An 18313-nucleotide genomic window follows, 5' to 3' on the forward strand; every position below is an offset into this window, starting at 1 on the left:
ATGAAACCCAGAGCACGCATGGGCGTGGTGGTCGCCATCGCGGTCGCGATCTACGTGGCCAACCAGAGCGCCCATCATCGCGGGCAAGAAAAAGACCAGGTAGCAGCATCCGCGACGGTGGCTTCGCCGGCTGCTGCCACGAAGGTGACACCGAGCAAGCCGGCCACGTGGAAACTCGGCACCGTGACGTTGACCGCGTGCCAGCTGGGCCAGCCAAACAGCGGGTTGAGCACGGCGGCGTGGTGCACGATGTTTCCGGTGCCGGAGAACCGCGCCGATCCGCACAGCCGCACGATCAAGCTGAAGCTGGCGCTGCTGCGCTCCAGTGCGCAGGTGCCGAGCAAGGACATGCTGGTGTTTCTCGCCGGCGGCCCGGGCCAGGCAGCGACCGATTCGGCTGGCGCGATCGCCGCGATGCTGGAACCGTTGCGAGCTCACCGCGATGTATTGCTGCTCGACCAGCGCGGCACCGGTGGTTCCAATGGGCTGAGCTGCAAGCCGTCCGATGTAGCGGCTGCGCCGGACGACGAGAACAGCTTCGATGCCGACAAGATGCGCGCGGCGGCGGCGGACTGCATGAAGCAGCTGGCCAGCCATGCTGACCCACGGTTCTACACCACCACGATCGCCGCGCAGGATCTGGAGGATGTGCGCAAGGCACTCGGTTCGCCGCAGTTCGATCTGATCGGCGTGTCGTACGGCACGCGGATGGCTCAGCAGTATCTGATGCGTTATCCCGATGCGGTGCGCAGTGTGGTGCTGGACAGCGTGGTGCCGAATTCGTTGGCGTTGGGCGAGGACTTTGCACGCAACCTGGATGATGCCTTGAAGGCGCAGTTCGCCCGCTGCACTGCCGAGCCGGCATGCCGGAAGCAGTTCGGCGATCCGGACCAGACGCTGTATCAGCTGCGCGATGCGTTGCGCGCGAATCCGCATGAGGTCAGCTTCCGCGATCCGCAGAGCTACCAGACCGTCAAGCGGGTGCTGAACGAAAATTCGCTGGCCAGCGTGGTACGCATGTTCGCCTATACGCCGGCGACCGCGGCGTTGTTGCCGTTGTCGATCGACGCGGCCGCGCATGGCGATGTCGGCCCGCTGCTGGGCCAGGCAAAGATCCTGTCCGGCGATCTATCCGAGCTGATGGGCAGCGGCATGCAGTACTCGGTGATCTGCAGCGAGGACGCTGACCTGCTCACGCCACGCCCGCAGGATGCCGAGACCATCCTGGGGACGCACATGATCGACGCATTGAAGGCGGTCTGCTCGGTGTGGCCCAAGGGCACGCGCCCGGCGGATTTCCATCAGCCACTGAAGACCGACAAACCGATGCTGCTGCTGGCCGGCCAGTACGACCCGGTGACGCCACCGCGCTATGCCGACGAGGTGGCGAAAGGCTTGCCGAATGCGCGCGTGCTGATGCTCAAGGGGCAGGCACACAGCGTGATGTCGGCCGGCTGCACGCCGGAGCTGGTCCAGCATTTTGTCGAGAAGCTCGAACCAAAGACGCTGGATGCCAGCTGTCTGGACCGGCTGCAGCCCACGCCGATCTTCATCGATTTCAACGGAGCCACTCCATGAAAGATCACTTCGTGAAAAATCCGTACGTGCTGGCCAACGCCATGCTGTGGGCTGCAGCCATCGTCGCCGCCGCGATGCTCGGCGCGCCGAAATTCCTTTTCCTGGTACTGCTTCCGCTGCTGGCCACGCTGTCCGTGGTGACCTTCGGCCGGCGCGCTGCTTCAAACGGAGTGACTTGTCGTGATTGAAGTCAGAAACCTGCATAAGGCATTCGGCGCGGTGAAAGCCGTCGATGGCGTCAGCTTCGTCGCCCGCGATGGCGAGATCACCGGCCTGCTCGGCCCCAACGGGGCCGGCAAGACCACCACGTTGCGCATGCTCTACACATTGATGAAGCCGGACAGTGGCCAGGTGCTGGTCGATGGCATCGACGCGGCCGTCGACCCGCTCGGCGTGCGCCGCGAGCTCGGCGTACTGCCGGATGCGCGTGGTCTGTACAAGCGGCTCACTGCGCGCGAAAACATCGAATACTTCGGACGCCTGCATGGCCTGCCGGAGGATCTGCTCGCCAGCCGTCGCGATGCATTGATCAAGGCGCTGGAGATGGGCGAGATCGCCGAGCGCCGCACCGAAGGGTTCTCGCAGGGCCAGCGGGTGAAGACCGCGATCGCGCGTGCGCTGGTGCATGACCCGCGCAACGTGATCCTCGACGAGCCGACCAATGGCCTCGACGTGATGGCCACACGTGCATTGCGTCAGTTCATGACCGGCCTGAAAGCGGAAGGTCGTTGCGTGCTGTTCTCCAGCCACATCATGCAGGAGGTCGCCGCGCTGTGCGACCGCATCGTGGTGATCGCGCACGGTCGCGTGGTCGCCGACGAATCGCCGGATGCGCTGCGTGCGCAGACCGGCGAGAACAATCTGGAGGATGCGTTCGTGAAGATCATTGGCACCGACGAGGGCCTCGCTGCATGAATAACGTCACGGGAAAAACTCCGCGCAGCCGCGCCTTCCTCACCGTGTTCCTGAAGGAGGTCAAGGAAAACCTGCGCGATCGCCGCACCCTGATCAGCGCCTTCCTCACCGGTCCGCTGCTGGGACCGCTGATGTTCGTGATGCTGATCAACTTCACCCTCAACCGCGAACTGGACAAGGCCGAGAAGCCGTTGCCGGTACCGGTGATTGGCGCCGAGTACGCACCGAACCTGCTCGACGCGCTGAAAGCCGGTGGCGTGGTGCCGGGTCCGGCGGTGGCCGATCCGGAGCAGACGGTGCGCAAGCAGGATGCCGACGTGGTGCTGCGCATTGCCTCCAACTACGGCAATGCCTGGCGCAAGGGTGAGCCGGTGCAGGTGGAGCTGTTCTACGACTCCTCGCAGCGCGATGCGAACACCTCGGTGGAGCGGGTGAGCAAGCTGGTCGAGAACTACGCGCGACAGCAGGGCGCGATGCGGCTGGTCGCGCGCGGGATGTCGCCGAGCACTGCGTGGCCGCTGCAGGTGGCGCGGCGTGACCAGGCCACGCCGCAGTCGCGGGCGGTACTGATGTTCGCGATACTGCCGTACTTCTTCGTGATCACCATCTTCATGGGTGGCATGTATCTGGCGATCGACCTGACCGCCGGCGAACGCGAGCGGCAATCACTGGAGCCGCTGTTCGCCAATCCAGTGGCGCGCTGGAAGATCCTGTGCGGCAAGCTCGCGGCGATCAGCGTGTTCTCCACCGCCAGCTTGCTGATCACCCTGCTCGCGTTCGCCGTGGTGGGGCAGTTCATCCCTGCCGAGAAGATCGGCATGGAACTGGATCTCGGGTTGCACTTCGCGGCCAACGTATTGCTGCTGATGCTGCCGCTGGTGCTGTTGCTTTCCGCACTGCAGTCGATGGTGGCGGCGTTCGCGAAGAGCTATCGCGAGGCGCAGACCTATATCTCGCTGCTGATGCTGGTGCCGATCATCCCCAGTGCGCTGCTGTCGTTCATGCCGATCAAGGCGCAGGCGTGGATGTATGCGATCCCGCTGCTGGGTCAGAATCTCGGCATCATGCAGTTGCTGCGCGGCGCTGGTGTCAGCGCGGAGCAGATCGGGCTGTGCCTGCTGGGCAGCCTGGCGGCGGCGTTGATCGCATTGTTGGCCACGATCCAGCTGTATCGCTCCGAGCGGCTGGCGATTTCGGCTTAAGGCAGCGGCGTCTCAATCCGCGTAGGAGCGCACCCTGTGCGCGAATGCTCTTGGCTGGTTCTCGGCGAAAGCATTCGCGCACAGGGTGCGCTCCTGCAAGTGGCGGCTAGCCTGGCGGCGCAGTCAGTTCCATCGCGTTGAGGTAGCCATGGTGATGGCGATCGAGCTTGTGGAACTGGCGGCGCAGGTTGTCCTGGTATTCCTTCAGCGTGATCGGCTTGCCGCGGCTGCCGGGTAGTTCGCTGGTTTCCAGTACACCGTCGTGGTTGGTGTCCATGCGCTCGAAACCCTGGCTCATATAGGCCACGTATTCGGCCTCGCTCACCTTGCCGTCGCCATTCGTGTCGAACAACTTGAGGTAGTCCGCGCGCGAGTCCTGCGCAAATGCGGCCAGCGGCATGAGCAATGCCATGGCGATGACCAGGCGACGCATCAGCGGCTGCCGCCGTGGATGCCGATGAACTGCAGGAACTCTGCGCGGGTGCGCGCATCGTCGCGGAAGGTGCCGAGCATCTGGCTGGTCACCATCGAGACGCCACGCTTGTGCACGCCGCGAGTGGTCATGCATTCGTGGCTGGCGTCGATCACCACCGCCACGCCGGCCGGGTGCAGGGTTTCCTGGATGCACTGGGCGATCTGTGCGGTGAGTTTTTCCTGCACCTGGAAGCGGCGCGCGTAACCTTCCACCACGCGGGCCAGCTTGCTGATGCCGACGACCCGGTTGGTCGGCATGTAACCGACGTGCGCACGGCCGATGATCGGCGCCATGTGGTGTTCGCAATGGCTCTCGAACTCGATGTCGCGCAGCACCACCATCTCGTCGTAGCCGGCCACTTCCTTGAAGGTGCGGCGCAGATAGTCCGCCGGGTCCGTCTCATAGCCGGAGAACCAGTCGCGGTAGGCCTTGACCACTCGCTTGGGCGTGTCGAGCAGGCCCTCGCGCTGCGGGTCCTCCCCGGACCAGCGCAGCAGTACGCGCACGGCATCCTCGGCCTGTTGCTGGGTGACGCCGGTGTCCGGTGGCTGCTTGCTCATGGGGTGTCCTTGGGGATCAGGCGGGTTTCGTATTGTAACGGCCGTGCCCGTCGAGGGTTCGCCGCGGTCTTCACGAGGAAGCGTGATCGCCGAACAGGCGCCGCGCCAGCACACCGAACACGAGGGTTACCAGCAGGGCGGCGATGGCGCCCAGGGTGACTTCACCGAGCCGGAACAGGGCGAATTGCCAGAACGCGCCGCTGTGCGGCACCAGCATGATGATCGTGGTGGTGATACCGCTGATGCGTCCGGCCGCGCCGAGGTTGAGCACCGAGCACAGCAGCATGCCGGCGATCACCGCCAGCACATAGGCCAGGTAATGCTCGTGCCCGAGCATCGCGGCACCCAGTCCGATCAGGCCGCCGATCATCGCGCCGGTGAACTGGTCGCGCGAGGAGCTGCGTACCTCCGCATAGCTGTTCTGGCTGACCGAGATCGCGGTGATCGCGGCCCAGAAACCTTGCCCGAGGCCCAGTTCGAGGGCGATGAAATAACCCAGGGTCGCGGCCAGCACGGCGCGCAGTGCTTGAACCAGGCCGGCGATGAGGCGCTCGCGTGGAGGCAACGCCTGCCGCAGCCGCAACATTTCATCGCTCAGTCGGTCGAGCCGGCGATGGTGTTCGGCCAGCGGTCGGCGCGGTTCGGTCATGCGTCTTCGTCAGCTTGGTTGCCGGTGTCGCTGCTGTCGCCGTCGATCAATTCACTGCCGAGCAGCTCGGTGGTGTCTTCGCTGGACAGAGACTCCACGCCGCGAAGCTTCCTTTCAATCGTGCGGGTCTTCTTGCCGGCATCGCTGATGCTCTTGCTCACCGTGTTGAGCTGGCGCTCGGCTTTTTCCAGCACCAGTCCGAACTTGCCGAATTCGTTCTTCACCGCACCGAGCAGCTTCCACACCTCGCTGCTGCGCTTGGCGATCGCCAGGGTGCGGAAGCCCATCTGCAGGCTGTTGAGCAGGGCGCTCAGCGTTGTGGGGCCAGCCACCGTGACGCGGTGGTCGCGCTGCAGGCTTTCGAACAGGCCAGGGCGTCGCAATACCTCGGCATACAGCCCTTCGGTCGGCAGAAACAACACGGCGAAATCCGTGGTGTGCGGTGGCGCCACGTATTTGGAACGGATGCGTTTGGCTTCTTCGCGCACGCGGACTTCCAGCGCGCGGCCTGCAGCCGCCGCCGCGTCGGCGTCTGCCGCATCCTGGGCTTCGAGCAGGCGCTGGTAGTCCTCGACCGGGAACTTCGAATCGATTGGCAGATAGACGTTTTCGCCATCACTCTGGCCCGGCATGCGAATCGCGTACTCGACCCGTTCGTTGCTGCCGGGTACGGTGACGACGTTGGCGGCGTACTGCTCATTGGTGAGCAAGTCTTCCAGCAAGCCGCCGAGCTGCACTTCGCCGAGGATGCCGCGGCGCTTCACGTTGGTCAGCACGCGCTTCAGGTCACCCACACCGATCGCGAGGTTCTGCATCTCGCCGAGACCGCGCTGGACCGCCTCCAGTCGCTCGGAGACCAGCTGGAACGACTGACCCAGTCGCGTCTCCAGCGTGCTCTGCAGCTTCTCGTCGACGGTGGCGCGCATCTGTTCGAGCTTGGCCGCATTGTCCTGCTGGATCGCGCCGAGCTTGGCTTCCAGCGTGGCGCGCACTTCGCCCATGCGCTTCTCGTGGTCGGCGGTGAGCGCGGCGAGGCGTTGCTGTTGCTGCTCGCCGAAGCGGTTGAGCGAAAGCGTGACTTCCTCGCGACTCTTGCGCGCGTCCTCGGCGAGACGCTGCGCCAGCGTCTGCAGGCCGGTGTCGGTACGCTCGGTGAGCAGGTTCAGGCGTTGGCCGAAGCCGTCGATGCGTTCGATCTGCTGCTGCGACATGCCGCCGAGTTGTTCAACGACATGGCCGCGAAAACGGTCGAAGCCCTGCTGCAGCTCCTCGCGACCGCTGCGTTGTTCGTCGCGCAGGCTGCGCTGCAGCCGTTCGCCATCATCCTTCAGCGCATCCAGCCGCGGAGCCAGTCCCGCATCACCGTGTCGGCGCAACAGCATGATCACCTGCAGCACGATGACCAGCAGTACGGCGATGACAAGAACGATCAACAGTATTTCAGTGGCAGGCATGGGACGTTCCGCAGGAGACTGGCCGCCAGTTTACGCGCTGGCGTATCAATCGCTGCGACGGGCTGCCTTACGCAGGCGTCCGCGCAGGTAGCGCAAGGTGAACTGCTCGAGCTGGCGCGGATGGCTGGCGGCACCGGCAGGGATGCACCGTTGCAGGCTGCCGTCCTGCCAGCCGTTGAGAATCATCGGGTGGATATAGGAGGCGCGGCATACGGCTGGCGTATTGCCGAGAATGGCGGCGACTTCCTTTACCGCCGAGGCGAGGACGTTGCGCTGCGCGCGCTCGCCACCTTTCTCCGGCAACGGGGTGCGCGCGAGTACGCCGGCAGCCTGCACGGTGCCGCCCCAGGTGCGGAAATCCTTGGCGCTGAATGAGCCAATGTCTTTGCCACAGGCCTCGCGCAGGTACTCGTTAACCTCGCCGGAGTCGATGGGCTGGCGCTGGCCAGCGTCGTCCACGTACTGGAACAGGCGCTGGCCCGGCAGTTGCTGCATCCAATGCACGATGCGCGCGAGGCGCCGGTCGTCCAGCTCCACCTCGCGCTCCTGGCCGCTCTTGCCGCGGAATGCGAAGCGCAGGCGGCCGCGTTCGGCGTGCACGTGACGCGAGCGCAACGTGGTGAGGCCGTAACTCTGGTTGTCGCGGGTATAGCTTTCGTTGCCGATGCGGATGAGCGTTTCGTCGAGCAGGCGCACCAGCAGCGCCAACACTTTCTCGCGTGGCAATCCGGGAAGGGCGAGGTCGCGACGCACATGGCGGCGCAGGGCCGGCAACGCTTCGCCAAAGGCCAGCACGCGGTCGAACTTGCCGTGATCGCGCAACTCGCGCCAACGCGGGTGATAACGATATTGCTTGCGCTGCCGCGCATCCCGACCGGTGGCCTGCAGATGCCCGCGGGGATCGGCGCAGATCCACACGTCGACATAGGCCGGCGGGATCGCCAGTGCACGAATGCGCTGCAATTCTTCGCGATCATTGATGCGCCGGCCATCGACATCGCGATAGCCGAAGCCCTTGCCATGACGCAGGCGCCGGATGCCGGGCTGTGCATCATTGACATAGATCAACCCGACCGCGCGCACCTCGCCGCGCAGAACAGGATCGGAATCGTTCGAAGTGGTGGCCATGCGCGGAGTGTGCGCAGTGCAAGTCAAATCGGCGTGCAGATCAGTCCACGCGGCAGAACACGGCCTTGAGGTAGCGTCCTTCGGGTACGTCGGTGCGGAACGGATGATCGGTGCCGGCGCCACGCACCTCCAGCACCTGGATCTCGCGGCCGGCATTCAGCGCCACCCGACGCAGCATTTCCAGGAATTCGCCTTCGCCGACCAGACCGGTGCATGAGCAGGTCAGCAGCAGGCCGCCGGGCGGGATGATGTCGAGCGCCATGCGGTTCATCGCGAAGTATTTCTTCAGCGCGTCCATCACCTTGCTGCGATCACGGGTGAGCTTGGCCGGATCGAGGATCACCGCGTCGTATTGTTCGCCGCGCGCCACGGCGGCGCGCACCCAGTCGAAGATATCGGATTGCTCGAAGCTCACGGCGACGTTGTTCGCTGCGGCGTTGGCGCGGGCGATCTCCAGGATGCCCGCATCCAGATCGACGCCGACCGCTTCGCGCGCACCGGCGGCCATCGCATGCACGGCGAAACCGCCGGCGTTGCAGCACAGGTCGAGCACGCGGCGACCCTTGGCGAGTTCGGCGAAGCGCTTGCGGTTGTCACGCTGGTCGGCGAAGAAGCCGGTCTTGTGGCCGGAACCGGGCGCGGCGTGGAAGCGCAGGCCATGTTCATGCACTTCCACGGCCTCGGGTACGTCGCCGCTGCGGCAATCGAACGACTCCTGCTTCTGCACATGCGATTCGGCGAACCAGTACAGCCGTGCGCCAGGGAAGTGCTTGAGCAGCGCGGCGTGGATCGCTTCACGGAAACGCCACATGCCGGCGGCGAAATATTCGATGACGAGAATGTCGGCGTAGCGGTCGACGATCAGCCCGGACAGGCCGTCGCCTTCACTGTGCACCACGCGCCAGGCATCGCTGACGCTGTCGAGCTGCAGCCAGTCGCGGCGTAGCTGCACGGCACGATCGATATGTGCGGCGATCCAGTCCGCGTCGATCGCCTGATCCGGATGACTGTCGAGCAGACGCAAGGCAATCCGCGCATGACCGTTCCAGAACGCGCGGCCGACGAAACGGCCCTTCGCATCCTGTACCTCGACCACGCTGCCCGGCGGCAGCTTCGATTCCGGCTTGTAGATCTGCGCCGACCACACCCACGGGTGGCCCGGGTTGCGATCGGACTTCAGGCGAATGACGGGCAGGGTCGGGGCCGGTGGCAGCTGGACAGGAGAGTTCATCCGCCCATGATAGCGTGCGCGCCCCTTTGAACGGGCTCTCAGTCGGCCTGCATCACCGCCAGTTCGTTGCCGTGCGGATCGAGAAACTGGAAGCGGCGTCCCCCGGGGAATGCGAAGATCGGCCGCGCGATGCGGGCACCGGCTGCGGTGACTGCGGCCAGCGCGGCCTCCAGATCGTCCACCGCGATCACCGGCAGCGGCGCGCGAGTGGCTTCGGCCGGGTCGCCCTGCAGGCCGATATCGACGTCGCCGGTCAGGGTGCAGGCGTAGGTCGGGCCGAAATCGGTCAGTTCCCAGCCGAACGCCTGAGTGTAGAAGGCTCGGGCCGCGGCGATATCGCTGGCCGGCAGTTCGATGTAGTTGGGACGTGCCATGGTGGCTCCGTTGCGTGGTCGATTAAAGCGGGTGAATGGCTCAGCGTAGCCTGAGTGCCAGCCATGACAGCAGCGCCAGCAGGTTGATGCCGAGTCGCGATACCGCCGGGCCGCCCACCGCCAGCACGAAGCCCTGGCTGCCGAAGCGCCAGTCGATGCCCAGCCGCGGCGCGGCCTGCAGCGTGGCGAACACATTCACGAAGGCGCCGCAGTGCAGCGCATAGCTGAATACCGGCAGCGCGATCAGCGGCAGCTGCAGCAGTTGCGCCCAGCCGGACATGCGCACGCCACGATCGCTGCCGTCGAGCAGTTGCACGCCGGCGGCCAGCACAAAGCCGTACAGCGCCAGGCCGAGCAGGGCGATCAGGCTTTCATGGGCCGTACCGAACGGCAGCAGCCGATGCAGCATCGCTGCCACGCCATACAGGCCTCCGGCGATTTCGAGGATGCCGATCAGGCGGAACAGGATGATGCGCATGCAGGACTCCGGAAAAGTGGGAGATTGTAGGAGCGACTTCAGTTGCGATGCTCTTTGTCACGCAGCCAAAAGCATCGCGGCTGAAGCCGCTCCTACAGGGGTGGGGAATTATTCGAGCTCGTCGGCCAGCTCGTGTAGGTCTGCGATGTGCTGCTCCCACCAGCGCGATTCGGCGGCGAACGGGAATGCGGCGGGGAACGCCGGGTCATGCCAGCGCGCGGCGATCCAGCCGGCGTAGTGCAGCTGGCGCATCGCCCGCAGGGCGGGGACCAGCAGCAACTCGCCGTCGTCGAAATCTCGGAACTGGCGGTAGCCGTCGAGCACGGCATTCATCGCGCGCTTGTCACTGGCGAGCATCCACAGGTCCTGCACCGCCGGGCCGGTGCGTGCGTCGTCGAGGTCGACGAAGTGCGGACCCTCGTCCGTCCACAGCACGTTGCCGGGATGGCAGTCGCCATGCAGGCGCAGTTGCCGCACCGGGCCGACCGCTTCAAGGCGAGAAGCGATGGCGGCATCGAGCCGCGTCGCTGCCGCGCGGTAATTCGTCTGCAGCGATGCTGGAAGCAGCGATGAATCGAGCACTGCCTGCATCGGCTGCTGCACCATGGTGTCGCGATCAAGCCGACCACGATGGGCGAACGGTTGGCGCGCGCCGACCACGTGCATGCGCGCGATCAGCCGGCCCAGCCATTGCAGTTGATCAAGCGCTTCCAGTTCCGGCGCACGGCCGCCGCGGCGCGGAGTCAGCGCATAGCGGAAGCCCTCGTGGAACAGCAGGGTGCGACCGCCGAACACGAGCGGCGCGACCACCGGCAACTCGGCCGCTGCCAGTTCCTGCGCAAACGTGTGTTCTTCGATGATCGCCGCGTCGCTCCAGCGGCCGGGTCGGTAGAACTTCGCGATCACTGGCGTCGTATCTTCCAGCCCCACCTGCCACACCCGGTTCTCGTAACTGTTCAGCGCGAGCAGTCGGCCATCCGGCCACAAGCCGCAAGCGGCGACCGCATCGAGCACCAGGTCGGGGCTGAGGTTGGCGTATGGCGTGTCGTTCAACGCGGGCCCACGACGCGTGCCGGCACCACCGCCATGGTGATGCGCGAGATGCAGACCAGTGCACCTTCCTCGCTCTCGATGCGGATTTCCCACACCTGGGTGGAACGCCCGATATGCAGCATCCTCGCGGTGCCGGTGACGATGCCGCTGCGCACGCCGCGGATATGGTTGGCGTTGATGTCGAGGCCGACCGCGAGTTCCTTCTCCGGGTCGAGCGTGAGCATCGCCGCGCTGCTGCCCAGCGTCTCGGCCAGCACCACCGAAGCGCCGCCGTGCAGCAGGCCGTACGGTTGGTGGGTGCGATGGTCGACCGGCATGGTGCCCTGCAGCCAGTCATCGCCGATCGCGCTGATGCGAATGCCCAGCGTCTCCATCATCGTATTCGTGCTCCAGGCGTTGATCCGCGCCAGATCGGTGGGCTGTTTCCAGAGGCTCATCGTTGATTCCTGTGTGTCGACCCGGCATTGTTGTCCGCAGTCATCGCCGCGACAATGTGCCTGATGCATACCGTTACCCTTAAATCTTCCGGCCGCCGGTTTCCGGTGGCTGCTGGCGAAACCGTACTGGAAGCGGCGCAACGCGCGGGCGTGGCGTTGTCGTATTCCTGTCGCTTCGGCGCCTGCGGCAGCTGCAAGGCGACCCTGCTGGAAGGCCGTTGCGAGTATCCACGCAATCCGCCACTGGCGTTGAACGCCAGTGCGCTGGCGCAACACGCGGTGTTGCCTTGCCAGGCGGTACCGGCCAGCGACCTGCTGCTGGAGGCGCGCGAGGTGACCTCGCTGGAAGATATCGCGCGGCGCCAGCAAGGCGTCGTGGTGACCGAAAAGTGGTGGCTGGCGCCGGACGTGATCGGTCTGCGCCTGCTGCCGGATCTGGGCGAGTCACGGCTCAAACGGCTGCCGGGCCAGTACCTGGACGTGCTGCTGGAGGACGGCAAGCGGCGCCCGTTCTCGATCGCCAACGGCCCGCAGGCGGACGGCATGATCGAGCTGCACGTGCGGCATTTCGCCGGCGGCGGCTTCGGCTCATGGGTGAATGGCACGCTGCAGATCGGCGATCGGCTGCGTGTCGAGGGTCCGCTGGGTACCTTCGTGCCGCGCGAGGATTCCGAACGACCGATGCTGTTCATGGCCGGCGGCACCGGTTTCGCGCCGGTCAAGGCGATCGTCGAGCACTTCATTGCATTGGGCACGCGCCGTCCGATGCAGGTTTACTGGGGTGCGCGCAGTGCGGCGGATCTGTACCTGCGCCCGCTGGCCGAGCACTGGGCGCGCGAGGTACCAAACCTGCAGTTCCACGCCGTGGTGTCCGATCCGGCGCATGCCGTTGAGCAGGCCGCGGGTCTGCGCACGGGGCTGGTGCATGAGGCGGTGCTGCAGGACCAGCCGGATCTGTCCGGCCACGATCTGTACATGAGCGGGCCGCCGCCGATGATTGATGCAGCTCACGCGCTGTTCCTCGACGCCGGCCTGCCGGAAGATCGGCTGTATTACGATTCGTTCGACTACGCGCCCGATGTGCTGGCACAGATCATTGCCGGGCGCGCCGGCATCCACGATCGCTGATTCCGCATTTCTTGCAGAAGCCGCTCCTGCAGATGGGACTATTTGTTGCCTTTGGCAACCGGCAGCTGCGCCGCGTGCCATGCCAGCACACCGCCGCCGAGGGTATGCACCTTGACGAAGCCGGCCTTGACCAGCCGTTGCGCGGCTTTGACCGAGTTGCCGCGGCCGTCCTTGTCCATCACCACGACCGGCAATTCCTTCGCCTTGGCCAGATCCTTGTTCTCCGGATCGAACTGGCTCATCACCACGTGCCTGGCGCCGGGGACATGCATCTTCTCGAAATCTGCAATCGATGACAGGTCGATCAGCAACGGCGTTTCGCGGTTGATCAGCAGGGTCAGGCCGGCCGGAGTCAGCTCCTTGGTCTTGCTGAACAGTTCGGCGATCTGCGTGGCAATCAGCGCCAGCAGCAGGATCGCGAACAGGGTCGCCAGGGCCGCGTGATTGCCGATAAATTCGGGCAGCTTGTGCAGGATGTCGTTCATCGTCAGTCCACAGGCGCGCTGGGCGCACCGATCCGGGTAAACCGATGATTATACGGGTACGGCGTGATCGGCAGGCGTCCCGCCGGTCCGAGTCAGCGCACCCAGTTCAGTCCTGCGTGATGTCCGGCAGCCCGCTGGTGAGCCACCAGTGCTTGGCTTTCTCGTCGTAGTGCCAGGTCTGGTGGTCGACGATGCTGCGCTCGGTCTGGGTATGCACATTGATCAGGCCGATGTGCACGGTCTGTTGCACGCTGCCTTCGCCGGCGGGAACCGGACCGTTGCCGTCGTCGTATTCACTGACCCGCACCTGCTTGTAGCGCGCGATATCCAGATCGCTCAGGGGATGCGCGGCGCGGATCTTGGGATCGAGGAACTGCGCCGCGCTCTGGAAATCGCCCCAGCGCACCGTGCTGGCGTAAGCGGTGAGCGTGGTGGTCAGGGTGTCGCTGCGCTGCTGGGTGGCGCAGCCGGTCAGCAAGAGCATGGTGAGCAGGGCAAACAGACTCAGGATGCGGCGCATGAAGTTTCCTCCCGATGAAGACTTGCCCATTCTGCCTCAACCGGCCTGCCGCGGCTCAGTCGCACCTGATTCAACCCCGTCTCTTGGCGACGAATCGTGCGCTCAGCGTGGCGGCCGGTTTGCCATCGTCGCCAGGCACCACGCAGGCGACTTCGATGCGCGCCCTGCCGCGTGCATTGAGTGTGTTGAAGAACGTCGCCCATTCCGCATCCACGGCCAGCCGTGCCTCGCTGCGAAAGTCCTGCCACAGCGGCGCCAGGTAGCGCACTGTGGATTCGGCCACGAACACATCGCAATCGTGACCTTGCCGGCGCAGCGCCAGCTCCACCAGCGCCCAGCCGCTCAGCGTCATCAGGCTGACCAGGCTGCCGCCGAACGCGCAGCCCTTGTCGTTGACATTGGGGGCAAGCGGCGCGAGCAGGCTGAGCATGTCGTCGCTGCATTCGCCGAGCTGCAGATCCATGGTGTGGGCCAGCGGAATCTCGTCGCGGATGAACTGGATCAGCGCCGGTGCTTGTGCAGTTGTGTCGTCGGTCGTGCTCACGTTGATCGGGGGTCCATGGGGAAGGGAAGACCTCCCAGTGTAGGGCGGCCGTTACACTGCGGCCATGGCAGTAACCGGATGCGGTGCGCGGATGCAGCGACAATCTCCAGCGATCGACGAAGATTTGCACGGCCGGATCGTGGTGATTACCCGCCCCGCCGGTACCGCATCCGCGTTGGTGCGCCGGGTGCGCGTGCTGGGCGGCGTACCCTTGCTGCTGCCAGGATTGGCGCTGCGCAGTGTCATCGATGAGGCCGTGGCGCACTCGGCTTTGCTGGCAGTACTGCGGGACGACGTGCTGGTTTTCACCAGCCCCGCCGCCGTGCGCTTCGCCGCGGCGCTGGCGCCGTTGCAGACTGCGGCCACCGTGCTGGCCGTAGGCCAGGGCACGGCGCGGGCCTTGCGCCGGCATGGCATCCATGCCCATGCACCGCTGGCGCCGACGCGGCAGGACAGCGAGGGCCTGCTGGATCACCCGGCGCTGCACGCCCTGCGTGGTCGCCGCGTCGGCCTGATTGGCGCCTCGGGCGGTCGTGGCCTGTTGCGCGAGCAACTCGCCGCGCGCGGTGCCCAACTGCATGAGCTGCATGTGTATCGGCGGGTCGCGCCACGACTGGATCGCCGGCATGTGGGTGCATTGCTGCAGCTGCCGGCTTCAGCGCAGGTGCTGCTGTCCAGTAACGAAGCATTGCAGAACCTGCGACGGCTGTTGCCGGCGCAGGCATGGCGGCAGTTGTGCGCGGCGACTGCGGTGGTCAGCAGCGAGCGACTGGCTGGTGCGGCGCGCGCCGCCGGTTTCAGCCGCATCGTGCTGGCCGCCTCGGCACTGTCGGCAGATTTGCTCGAAGCAGCGCAACGCGCGAGCTGATTCTTCACGTCATCGTGCTACGAACGCGGCCGTATGGGCTGTTAGCATGCGCACATGAGCAACGTCGACAAGCCCAACGAGTCCGTCGCGCCCGAGGGCGCCCGTCCCGATGCGATGCCGGTGCGTCCTGCGCGAACCGTGCCCGCCGCGCGCGAACCGCGTCCAGGTGGTGGCAGTCTCGCGCTGGCGCTGCTGCTGGCGCTGCTCGCACTGGGTGCCGCCGGCTATGTCGGCTGGCGTCAGTGGCAACAGGAGCAGGGCAACATCGCCGACAGCCAGAATGTGAGCAGCCTGCAGCAGCGCGTGACCAGCCTGGAGACCACGCTGTCCGGTGTCAGCGGCGAGCGCACCAGCCTCAATCAGCGCCTCAATGATGCGGCCGCGGTCAACCGTTCGCTGCGCGAGGAGCTGCTCGGCCAGGCTGCGCGCACACGCAATCTCGAGGACGCGGTGGCCAAGCTCGCCGAGAAGAGTCTGTCCGGCCACGACGCGATGCTGCTGGATGAAACCGAGTCGCTGCTGCGCATGGCCGGCGAACGCTACGCGCTGTTCCACGATGGGCAGGGCGCGGCCGCCGCTTATACGTTGGCCGACCAGACCCTGGCCGCGGTCAGCGATGCTGCTTTCTCACCGGTGCGGCAGAGCATCGAGGCTGAGCGCGATGCACTGGCGAAGAGTCAGCCGGCCAGCCAGTCCAGCGCCTTGCAGCAACTGGCCGAGTTGCGTGGCGCACTCGCCACGCTGCCGCTGAAGCCGCTGGATACGCCGAACACCACGCAGACGCCGGATGCCTGGTCGCGCATCAGCCATGCGCTGGCTGGCGTGATCAGCGTGCAGCGCGACAACGGCGCGCCGCTGGCGGTGGCCGATGCACGCTTTGCGCGTGAACTGGCGGAACTTGACCTGGCACAGGCGCAGGCCGCCTTGCTGGCTTATGACAGCAAGGACTATGCGGCCGCACTGCAACGGGTGGATGCCGCGTTGTCGACCCAGTTCGATGGTGCTGCACCGGCGGTGCTGCAGATGCACGGCACGCTCAAGCAGCTGGCCGCCGTGCTGCCGGTGACGGCGCCGGTCCAGCTGGGTGCCGCGCTGGGCGAATTGCGCAACCTGCGCACCGTGCATGCACTGAAACCTGAGGCTGATGTATCCGCTCCGGCGCCAACCGCCAGCGCGGCAGCGGCGGCGCGTGGGGCCAAGCCATGAAGGTATGGCGCTGGATCCTGTTGCTGGTGATCGTCGCCGCACTGGCGGCGTTCGGCTGGCACTGGGTGGCGGCGGATCCCGGCTATGTGCTGCTGCGTCTGCGCGGCTGGCGGGTGGAAACCACCGTGGTCGCCGCCGTGCTGATCCTGCTGCTGGCCTGGGCACTCCTCACTGCGCTGTGGCGTCTGCTGCGCTGGCCGTTCGGCGCGTTCTCGCGGCGGCATCGGCGGCTCAGCCAGCAGCGCATGGGCGATGGCCTGATCGCCCTGATCGAAGGCCGTCACGGCGATGCGGAGCGCGACCTCAACCGCGCTTCACGCCTGGACAGCCTGCACGGGCCGGCCCTGCTGGCTGCCGCCGAAGCGGCCTCGCGTCGCGGTGAACACGGTCGCGCGCTGGAAGCCTTGAACCAGGCCTCGCAATCCGCGCCGCAGGCGGCCCGAGTACTGCGCGCCCGCGTGTTGCGCCGCGACGGCAAGCCGGCCGAAGCACTGGCGCTGCTGGCACCGGAAGCCGACAAGGGCACGTTGACACCAGGCGGCTGGCGCGAGCTGGCGCTGGCTGCGCTGGCCAGTGGCGATCTACGGCGCGCCCGCGAGGCGCTCGATCCGCTGCAGAAGAGCGGCGCCCTCGGCAGCCGTCCGTACGCCGCGCTGGAAGCAAAGATACTCACCGCGACGATCAACGCCGCACCGGATGGCGCGGCACTGAACACACTGTGGTCGCAACTGCCCAAGGCGCAGCGTCGGGTCCCTGCCGTGATCGATGCGTATGCGCGGCGCGCAGCCGGCTTCGGCCTGATCCTGCCGGCGATGGATGAAGTCGAATCCGCCCTGCGCCGCGAATGGTCGCCATTGTTGATCGAAACCTACGGCACGCTCGGCGGCGACGATATCGAGGCGCGCCTGCGCCGCGCCGAAGGCTGGTACGACGGCCATCCGAACGACGCCGCGTTGTTGCTCACGCTCGGTCGCATGTGCGTGCGGCTCAAGCTGTGGGGCAAGGCGCAGCAGCATCTGCAGCGTTCATTGGCTTTGGCCCCCAGCGCCGGCGCGTGGGAAGCGCTCGGCGACAGTTTTGCCGGCCAGGACAACACGGAGCAGGCGCAACGCTGCTATCGCAATGCACTGGCGTTCATTCGTGGCGAGGTGGTCGATGCGCTGCCGCCAGACGGTCGCGGAGTGCGCCTCGATACCCAGTCGATCGCGGTCGAGGAACGCGATCAGCATGGGGTGCCGCGGCTCAGGAAATGAGCGCCGCTTCTCCGCAAAGATCGAGTTGGGGGTGATGGCATCCGATCGCTTCGCGGTCATCCCGTTTCGACGATACGAAGGAAGTGTTTTTCGTAGTGGTACAGAAGCCGATCGAGCTCCCAAGCCTCAAGATCGCAATCGCGTGCGATGTCTCGGAAGAAATGCTCACGCGAGTCATAACTGGTTTCGGTGTGGCCCAAGCCAACCGCCAAGTTTCGCAGCCTCACATCGACCGCGATCGTGTCTCGGAAGTGAGGATCGTAAATATCCATCCAGATGTTCCGGCCATACTTCTCGCCGATGCCGGCAAACGAGGTCATGAAGTCAAACTTCGAGTGGCGATCAGGAAGGTTGAGCATGTGTATGGATGCCGCCTCGACACCGCCCAATCCTGATATGAGTTCAAAGTTGAAGGCAAGTCGTGGGGCCTTGACGGTGGGCATGCGTACCTTGGCGGTTTGCAACGACGCCAGTATCCGGCCTATTCGTTCGGGTCGGTTCAGCGGTGCAAGTGCGTGATAAGAGACTAATTCCCTGAACGCATCATCATCGCGGAATCTGTTCCATCCGCTGGATTTTCCATGTGTGGCCGAGCTGCGCAGTAACAAGAACCATAAAAGGTCAGGTCGAGCCCGATCCGTTTCGCCTTCGGCCTTCAGCTCAGCCAATTTGTCGCGCATGTGCGGCGGCAGGTTCACCAGCGCGACGGTTAGTTTCTTGCGCTTGTCTTGAGGGGACATCCTTGCTCCTGTTGTCGATCCAATCGGAAAGATAT

General features: G+C 65.5%; 22 protein-coding genes. 8 read left to right on the plus strand and 14 right to left on the minus strand.

Annotation, left to right across the window (positions count from 1 at the left end):
* The 4 genes from B0E48_RS15740 to B0E48_RS15755 are packed head-to-tail and all read left to right on the plus strand — an operon-like array spanning position 1 to position 3695.
* Positions 1–1578, plus strand: coding sequence for an alpha/beta hydrolase (locus B0E48_RS15740; RefSeq protein ID WP_077519090.1), 1578 nt, complete (start codon positions 1–3; stop codon positions 1576–1578).
* Positions 1575–1766, plus strand: a complete 192-nt coding sequence (locus B0E48_RS15745; protein ID WP_077519091.1) for a hypothetical protein — start codon at positions 1575–1577, stop codon at positions 1764–1766. The genes B0E48_RS15740 and B0E48_RS15745 overlap by 4 nt, the downstream gene beginning before the upstream one ends.
* Positions 1759–2493 (plus strand): ATP-binding cassette domain-containing protein, encoded by a 735-nt coding sequence (locus B0E48_RS15750; protein WP_077519092.1) that lies wholly within the window; start codon positions 1759–1761, stop codon positions 2491–2493. The genes B0E48_RS15745 and B0E48_RS15750 overlap by 8 nt, the downstream gene beginning before the upstream one ends.
* A complete protein-coding gene (locus tag B0E48_RS15755; protein ID WP_077519093.1) occupies positions 2490–3695 on the plus strand; it encodes an ABC transporter permease in 1206 nt (401 codons plus the stop codon). The genes B0E48_RS15750 and B0E48_RS15755 overlap by 4 nt, the downstream gene beginning before the upstream one ends.
* 106 nt (positions 3696–3801) lie before the next feature.
* On the opposite strand, the gene B0E48_RS15760 is transcribed toward B0E48_RS15755, so the two are convergent.
* From B0E48_RS15760 to B0E48_RS15805, 10 genes are all read right to left on the minus strand, one after another.
* Positions 3802–4128, minus strand: coding sequence for an EF-hand domain-containing protein (locus B0E48_RS15760; protein WP_077519094.1), 327 nt, complete (start codon positions 4126–4128; stop codon positions 3802–3804).
* A complete protein-coding gene (gene folE, locus B0E48_RS15765; protein ID WP_077519095.1) occupies positions 4128–4730 on the minus strand; it encodes a GTP cyclohydrolase I FolE in 603 nt (200 codons plus the stop codon). The genes B0E48_RS15760 and folE overlap by 1 nt, the downstream gene beginning before the upstream one ends.
* Before the next feature lie 70 nt (positions 4731–4800).
* Positions 4801–5379, minus strand: coding sequence for an FUSC family protein (locus B0E48_RS15770; RefSeq protein WP_077519096.1), 579 nt, complete (start codon positions 5377–5379; stop codon positions 4801–4803).
* Positions 5376–6833, minus strand: a complete 1458-nt coding sequence (gene rmuC, locus B0E48_RS15775) for a DNA recombination protein RmuC (RefSeq protein WP_077519097.1) — start codon at positions 6831–6833, stop codon at positions 5376–5378. The genes B0E48_RS15770 and rmuC overlap by 4 nt, the downstream gene beginning before the upstream one ends.
* A 45-nt stretch (positions 6834–6878) precedes the next feature.
* Positions 6879–7961 (minus strand): DNA topoisomerase IB, encoded by a 1083-nt coding sequence (locus B0E48_RS15780; protein WP_077519098.1) that lies wholly within the window; start codon positions 7959–7961, stop codon positions 6879–6881.
* A 40-nt stretch (positions 7962–8001) separates the two neighbouring features.
* Complete coding sequence (locus B0E48_RS15785; protein ID WP_077519099.1) at positions 8002–9192, minus strand: class I SAM-dependent rRNA methyltransferase; 1191 nt, start codon at positions 9190–9192, stop codon at positions 8002–8004.
* Between the two features lie 38 nt (positions 9193–9230).
* Positions 9231–9566, minus strand: a complete 336-nt coding sequence (locus tag B0E48_RS15790; RefSeq protein ID WP_077519100.1) for a VOC family protein — start codon at positions 9564–9566, stop codon at positions 9231–9233.
* A gap of 40 nt (positions 9567–9606) precedes the next feature.
* Positions 9607–10044, minus strand: coding sequence for a hypothetical protein (locus B0E48_RS15795; protein ID WP_077519101.1), 438 nt, complete (start codon positions 10042–10044; stop codon positions 9607–9609).
* A gap of 108 nt (positions 10045–10152) precedes the next feature.
* Positions 10153–11097 (minus strand): serine/threonine protein kinase, encoded by a 945-nt coding sequence (locus tag B0E48_RS15800; protein ID WP_077519102.1) that lies wholly within the window; start codon positions 11095–11097, stop codon positions 10153–10155.
* Complete coding sequence (locus B0E48_RS15805) at positions 11094–11534, minus strand: hotdog fold thioesterase (protein WP_077519103.1); 441 nt, start codon at positions 11532–11534, stop codon at positions 11094–11096. Before B0E48_RS15805 ends, B0E48_RS15800 begins: the two co-directional genes overlap by 4 nt.
* A gap of 63 nt (positions 11535–11597) precedes the next feature.
* Between B0E48_RS15805 and B0E48_RS15810 the strand changes: the two genes are divergently transcribed.
* Entirely contained in the window at positions 11598–12662 is a 1065-nt protein-coding gene (locus B0E48_RS15810) for a 2Fe-2S iron-sulfur cluster-binding protein (RefSeq protein ID WP_077519190.1), read from the plus strand.
* Between the two features lie 38 nt (positions 12663–12700).
* Here the strand turns inward: B0E48_RS15810 and B0E48_RS15815 are convergent, their stop codons facing one another.
* The 3 genes from B0E48_RS15815 to B0E48_RS15825 all read right to left on the minus strand — a co-directional run bounded on the left by B0E48_RS15815 (position 12701) and on the right by B0E48_RS15825 (position 14211).
* The gene (locus B0E48_RS15815) at positions 12701–13147 is read right to left on the minus strand and encodes a rhodanese-like domain-containing protein (RefSeq protein ID WP_077519104.1); all 447 of its coding nucleotides are present in this window, start codon (positions 13145–13147) and stop codon (positions 12701–12703) included.
* A 106-nt stretch (positions 13148–13253) separates the two neighbouring features.
* Entirely contained in the window at positions 13254–13667 is a 414-nt protein-coding gene (locus tag B0E48_RS15820; protein ID WP_077519105.1) for a hypothetical protein, read from the minus strand.
* Positions 13668–13737: 70 nt separating this feature from the next.
* A complete protein-coding gene (locus B0E48_RS15825) occupies positions 13738–14211 on the minus strand; it encodes a YiiD C-terminal domain-containing protein (protein ID WP_077519106.1) in 474 nt (157 codons plus the stop codon).
* A gap of 91 nt (positions 14212–14302) precedes the next feature.
* Here B0E48_RS15825 and B0E48_RS15830 point away from each other — a divergent pair, with 91 nt between their 5' ends.
* Genes B0E48_RS15830 through B0E48_RS15840 form a run of 3 tightly spaced genes read left to right on the plus strand, consistent with a single transcriptional unit; the run spans position 14303 to position 17538 of the window.
* Complete coding sequence (locus B0E48_RS15830) at positions 14303–15079, plus strand: uroporphyrinogen-III synthase (RefSeq protein WP_077519107.1); 777 nt, start codon at positions 14303–14305, stop codon at positions 15077–15079.
* Between the two features lie 54 nt (positions 15080–15133).
* The gene (locus B0E48_RS15835) at positions 15134–16285 is read left to right on the plus strand and encodes a uroporphyrinogen-III C-methyltransferase (protein ID WP_077519108.1); all 1152 of its coding nucleotides are present in this window, start codon (positions 15134–15136) and stop codon (positions 16283–16285) included.
* On the plus strand, positions 16282–17538 hold the full coding sequence (locus B0E48_RS15840; RefSeq protein ID WP_077519109.1) for a heme biosynthesis HemY N-terminal domain-containing protein: 1257 nt from the start codon (positions 16282–16284) through the stop codon (positions 17536–17538). Before B0E48_RS15835 ends, B0E48_RS15840 begins: the two co-directional genes overlap by 4 nt.
* Before the next feature lie 56 nt (positions 17539–17594).
* Here the strand turns inward: B0E48_RS15840 and B0E48_RS15845 are convergent, their stop codons facing one another.
* The gene (locus tag B0E48_RS15845) at positions 17595–18278 is read right to left on the minus strand and encodes a hypothetical protein (RefSeq protein WP_077519110.1); all 684 of its coding nucleotides are present in this window, start codon (positions 18276–18278) and stop codon (positions 17595–17597) included.
* Positions 18279–18313: the final 35 nt, after the last annotated feature.

It is taken from the genome of Rhodanobacter sp. C03, from assembly GCF_002001175.1.
In the GTDB taxonomy this organism is placed as follows: domain Bacteria; phylum Pseudomonadota; class Gammaproteobacteria; order Xanthomonadales; family Rhodanobacteraceae; genus Rhodanobacter.

Bases quoted from the DNA above. Each gene is read 5' to 3' on its own strand.
- B0E48_RS15815 (WP_077519104.1), bottom strand. From the start codon at position 13,147: ATGAACGACATCCTGCACAAGCTGCCCGAATTTATCGGCAATCACGCG.
- B0E48_RS15745 (WP_077519091.1), top strand. From the start codon at position 1,575: ATGAAAGATCACTTCGTGAAAAATCCGTACGTGCTGGCCAACGCCATG.
- B0E48_RS15740 (WP_077519090.1), top strand. From the start codon at position 1: ATGAAACCCAGAGCACGCATGGGCGTGGTGGTCGCCATCGCGGTCGCG.
- B0E48_RS15845 (WP_077519110.1), bottom strand. From the start codon at position 18,278: ATGTCCCCTCAAGACAAGCGCAAGAAACTAACCGTCGCGCTGGTGAAC.
- B0E48_RS15830 (WP_077519107.1), top strand. From the start codon at position 14,303: ATGCAGCGACAATCTCCAGCGATCGACGAAGATTTGCACGGCCGGATC.
- folE (WP_077519095.1), bottom strand. From the start codon at position 4,730: ATGAGCAAGCAGCCACCGGACACCGGCGTCACCCAGCAACAGGCCGAG.
- B0E48_RS15785 (WP_077519099.1), bottom strand. From the start codon at position 9,192: ATGAACTCTCCTGTCCAGCTGCCACCGGCCCCGACCCTGCCCGTCATT.
- B0E48_RS15790 (WP_077519100.1), bottom strand. From the start codon at position 9,566: ATGGCACGTCCCAACTACATCGAACTGCCGGCCAGCGATATCGCCGCG.
- B0E48_RS15755 (WP_077519093.1), top strand. From the start codon at position 2,490: ATGAATAACGTCACGGGAAAAACTCCGCGCAGCCGCGCCTTCCTCACC.
- rmuC (WP_077519097.1), bottom strand. From the start codon at position 6,833: ATGCCTGCCACTGAAATACTGTTGATCGTTCTTGTCATCGCCGTACTG.
- B0E48_RS15835 (WP_077519108.1), top strand. From the start codon at position 15,134: ATGAGCAACGTCGACAAGCCCAACGAGTCCGTCGCGCCCGAGGGCGCC.
- B0E48_RS15810 (WP_077519190.1), top strand. From the start codon at position 11,598: ATGCATACCGTTACCCTTAAATCTTCCGGCCGCCGGTTTCCGGTGGCT.
- B0E48_RS15820 (WP_077519105.1), bottom strand. From the start codon at position 13,667: ATGCGCCGCATCCTGAGTCTGTTTGCCCTGCTCACCATGCTCTTGCTG.
- B0E48_RS15780 (WP_077519098.1), bottom strand. From the start codon at position 7,961: ATGGCCACCACTTCGAACGATTCCGATCCTGTTCTGCGCGGCGAGGTG.
- B0E48_RS15805 (WP_077519103.1), bottom strand. From the start codon at position 11,534: ATGAGCCTCTGGAAACAGCCCACCGATCTGGCGCGGATCAACGCCTGG.
- B0E48_RS15795 (WP_077519101.1), bottom strand. From the start codon at position 10,044: ATGCGCATCATCCTGTTCCGCCTGATCGGCATCCTCGAAATCGCCGGA.
- B0E48_RS15840 (WP_077519109.1), top strand. From the start codon at position 16,282: ATGAAGGTATGGCGCTGGATCCTGTTGCTGGTGATCGTCGCCGCACTG.
- B0E48_RS15760 (WP_077519094.1), bottom strand. From the start codon at position 4,128: ATGCGTCGCCTGGTCATCGCCATGGCATTGCTCATGCCGCTGGCCGCA.
- B0E48_RS15770 (WP_077519096.1), bottom strand. From the start codon at position 5,379: ATGACCGAACCGCGCCGACCGCTGGCCGAACACCATCGCCGGCTCGAC.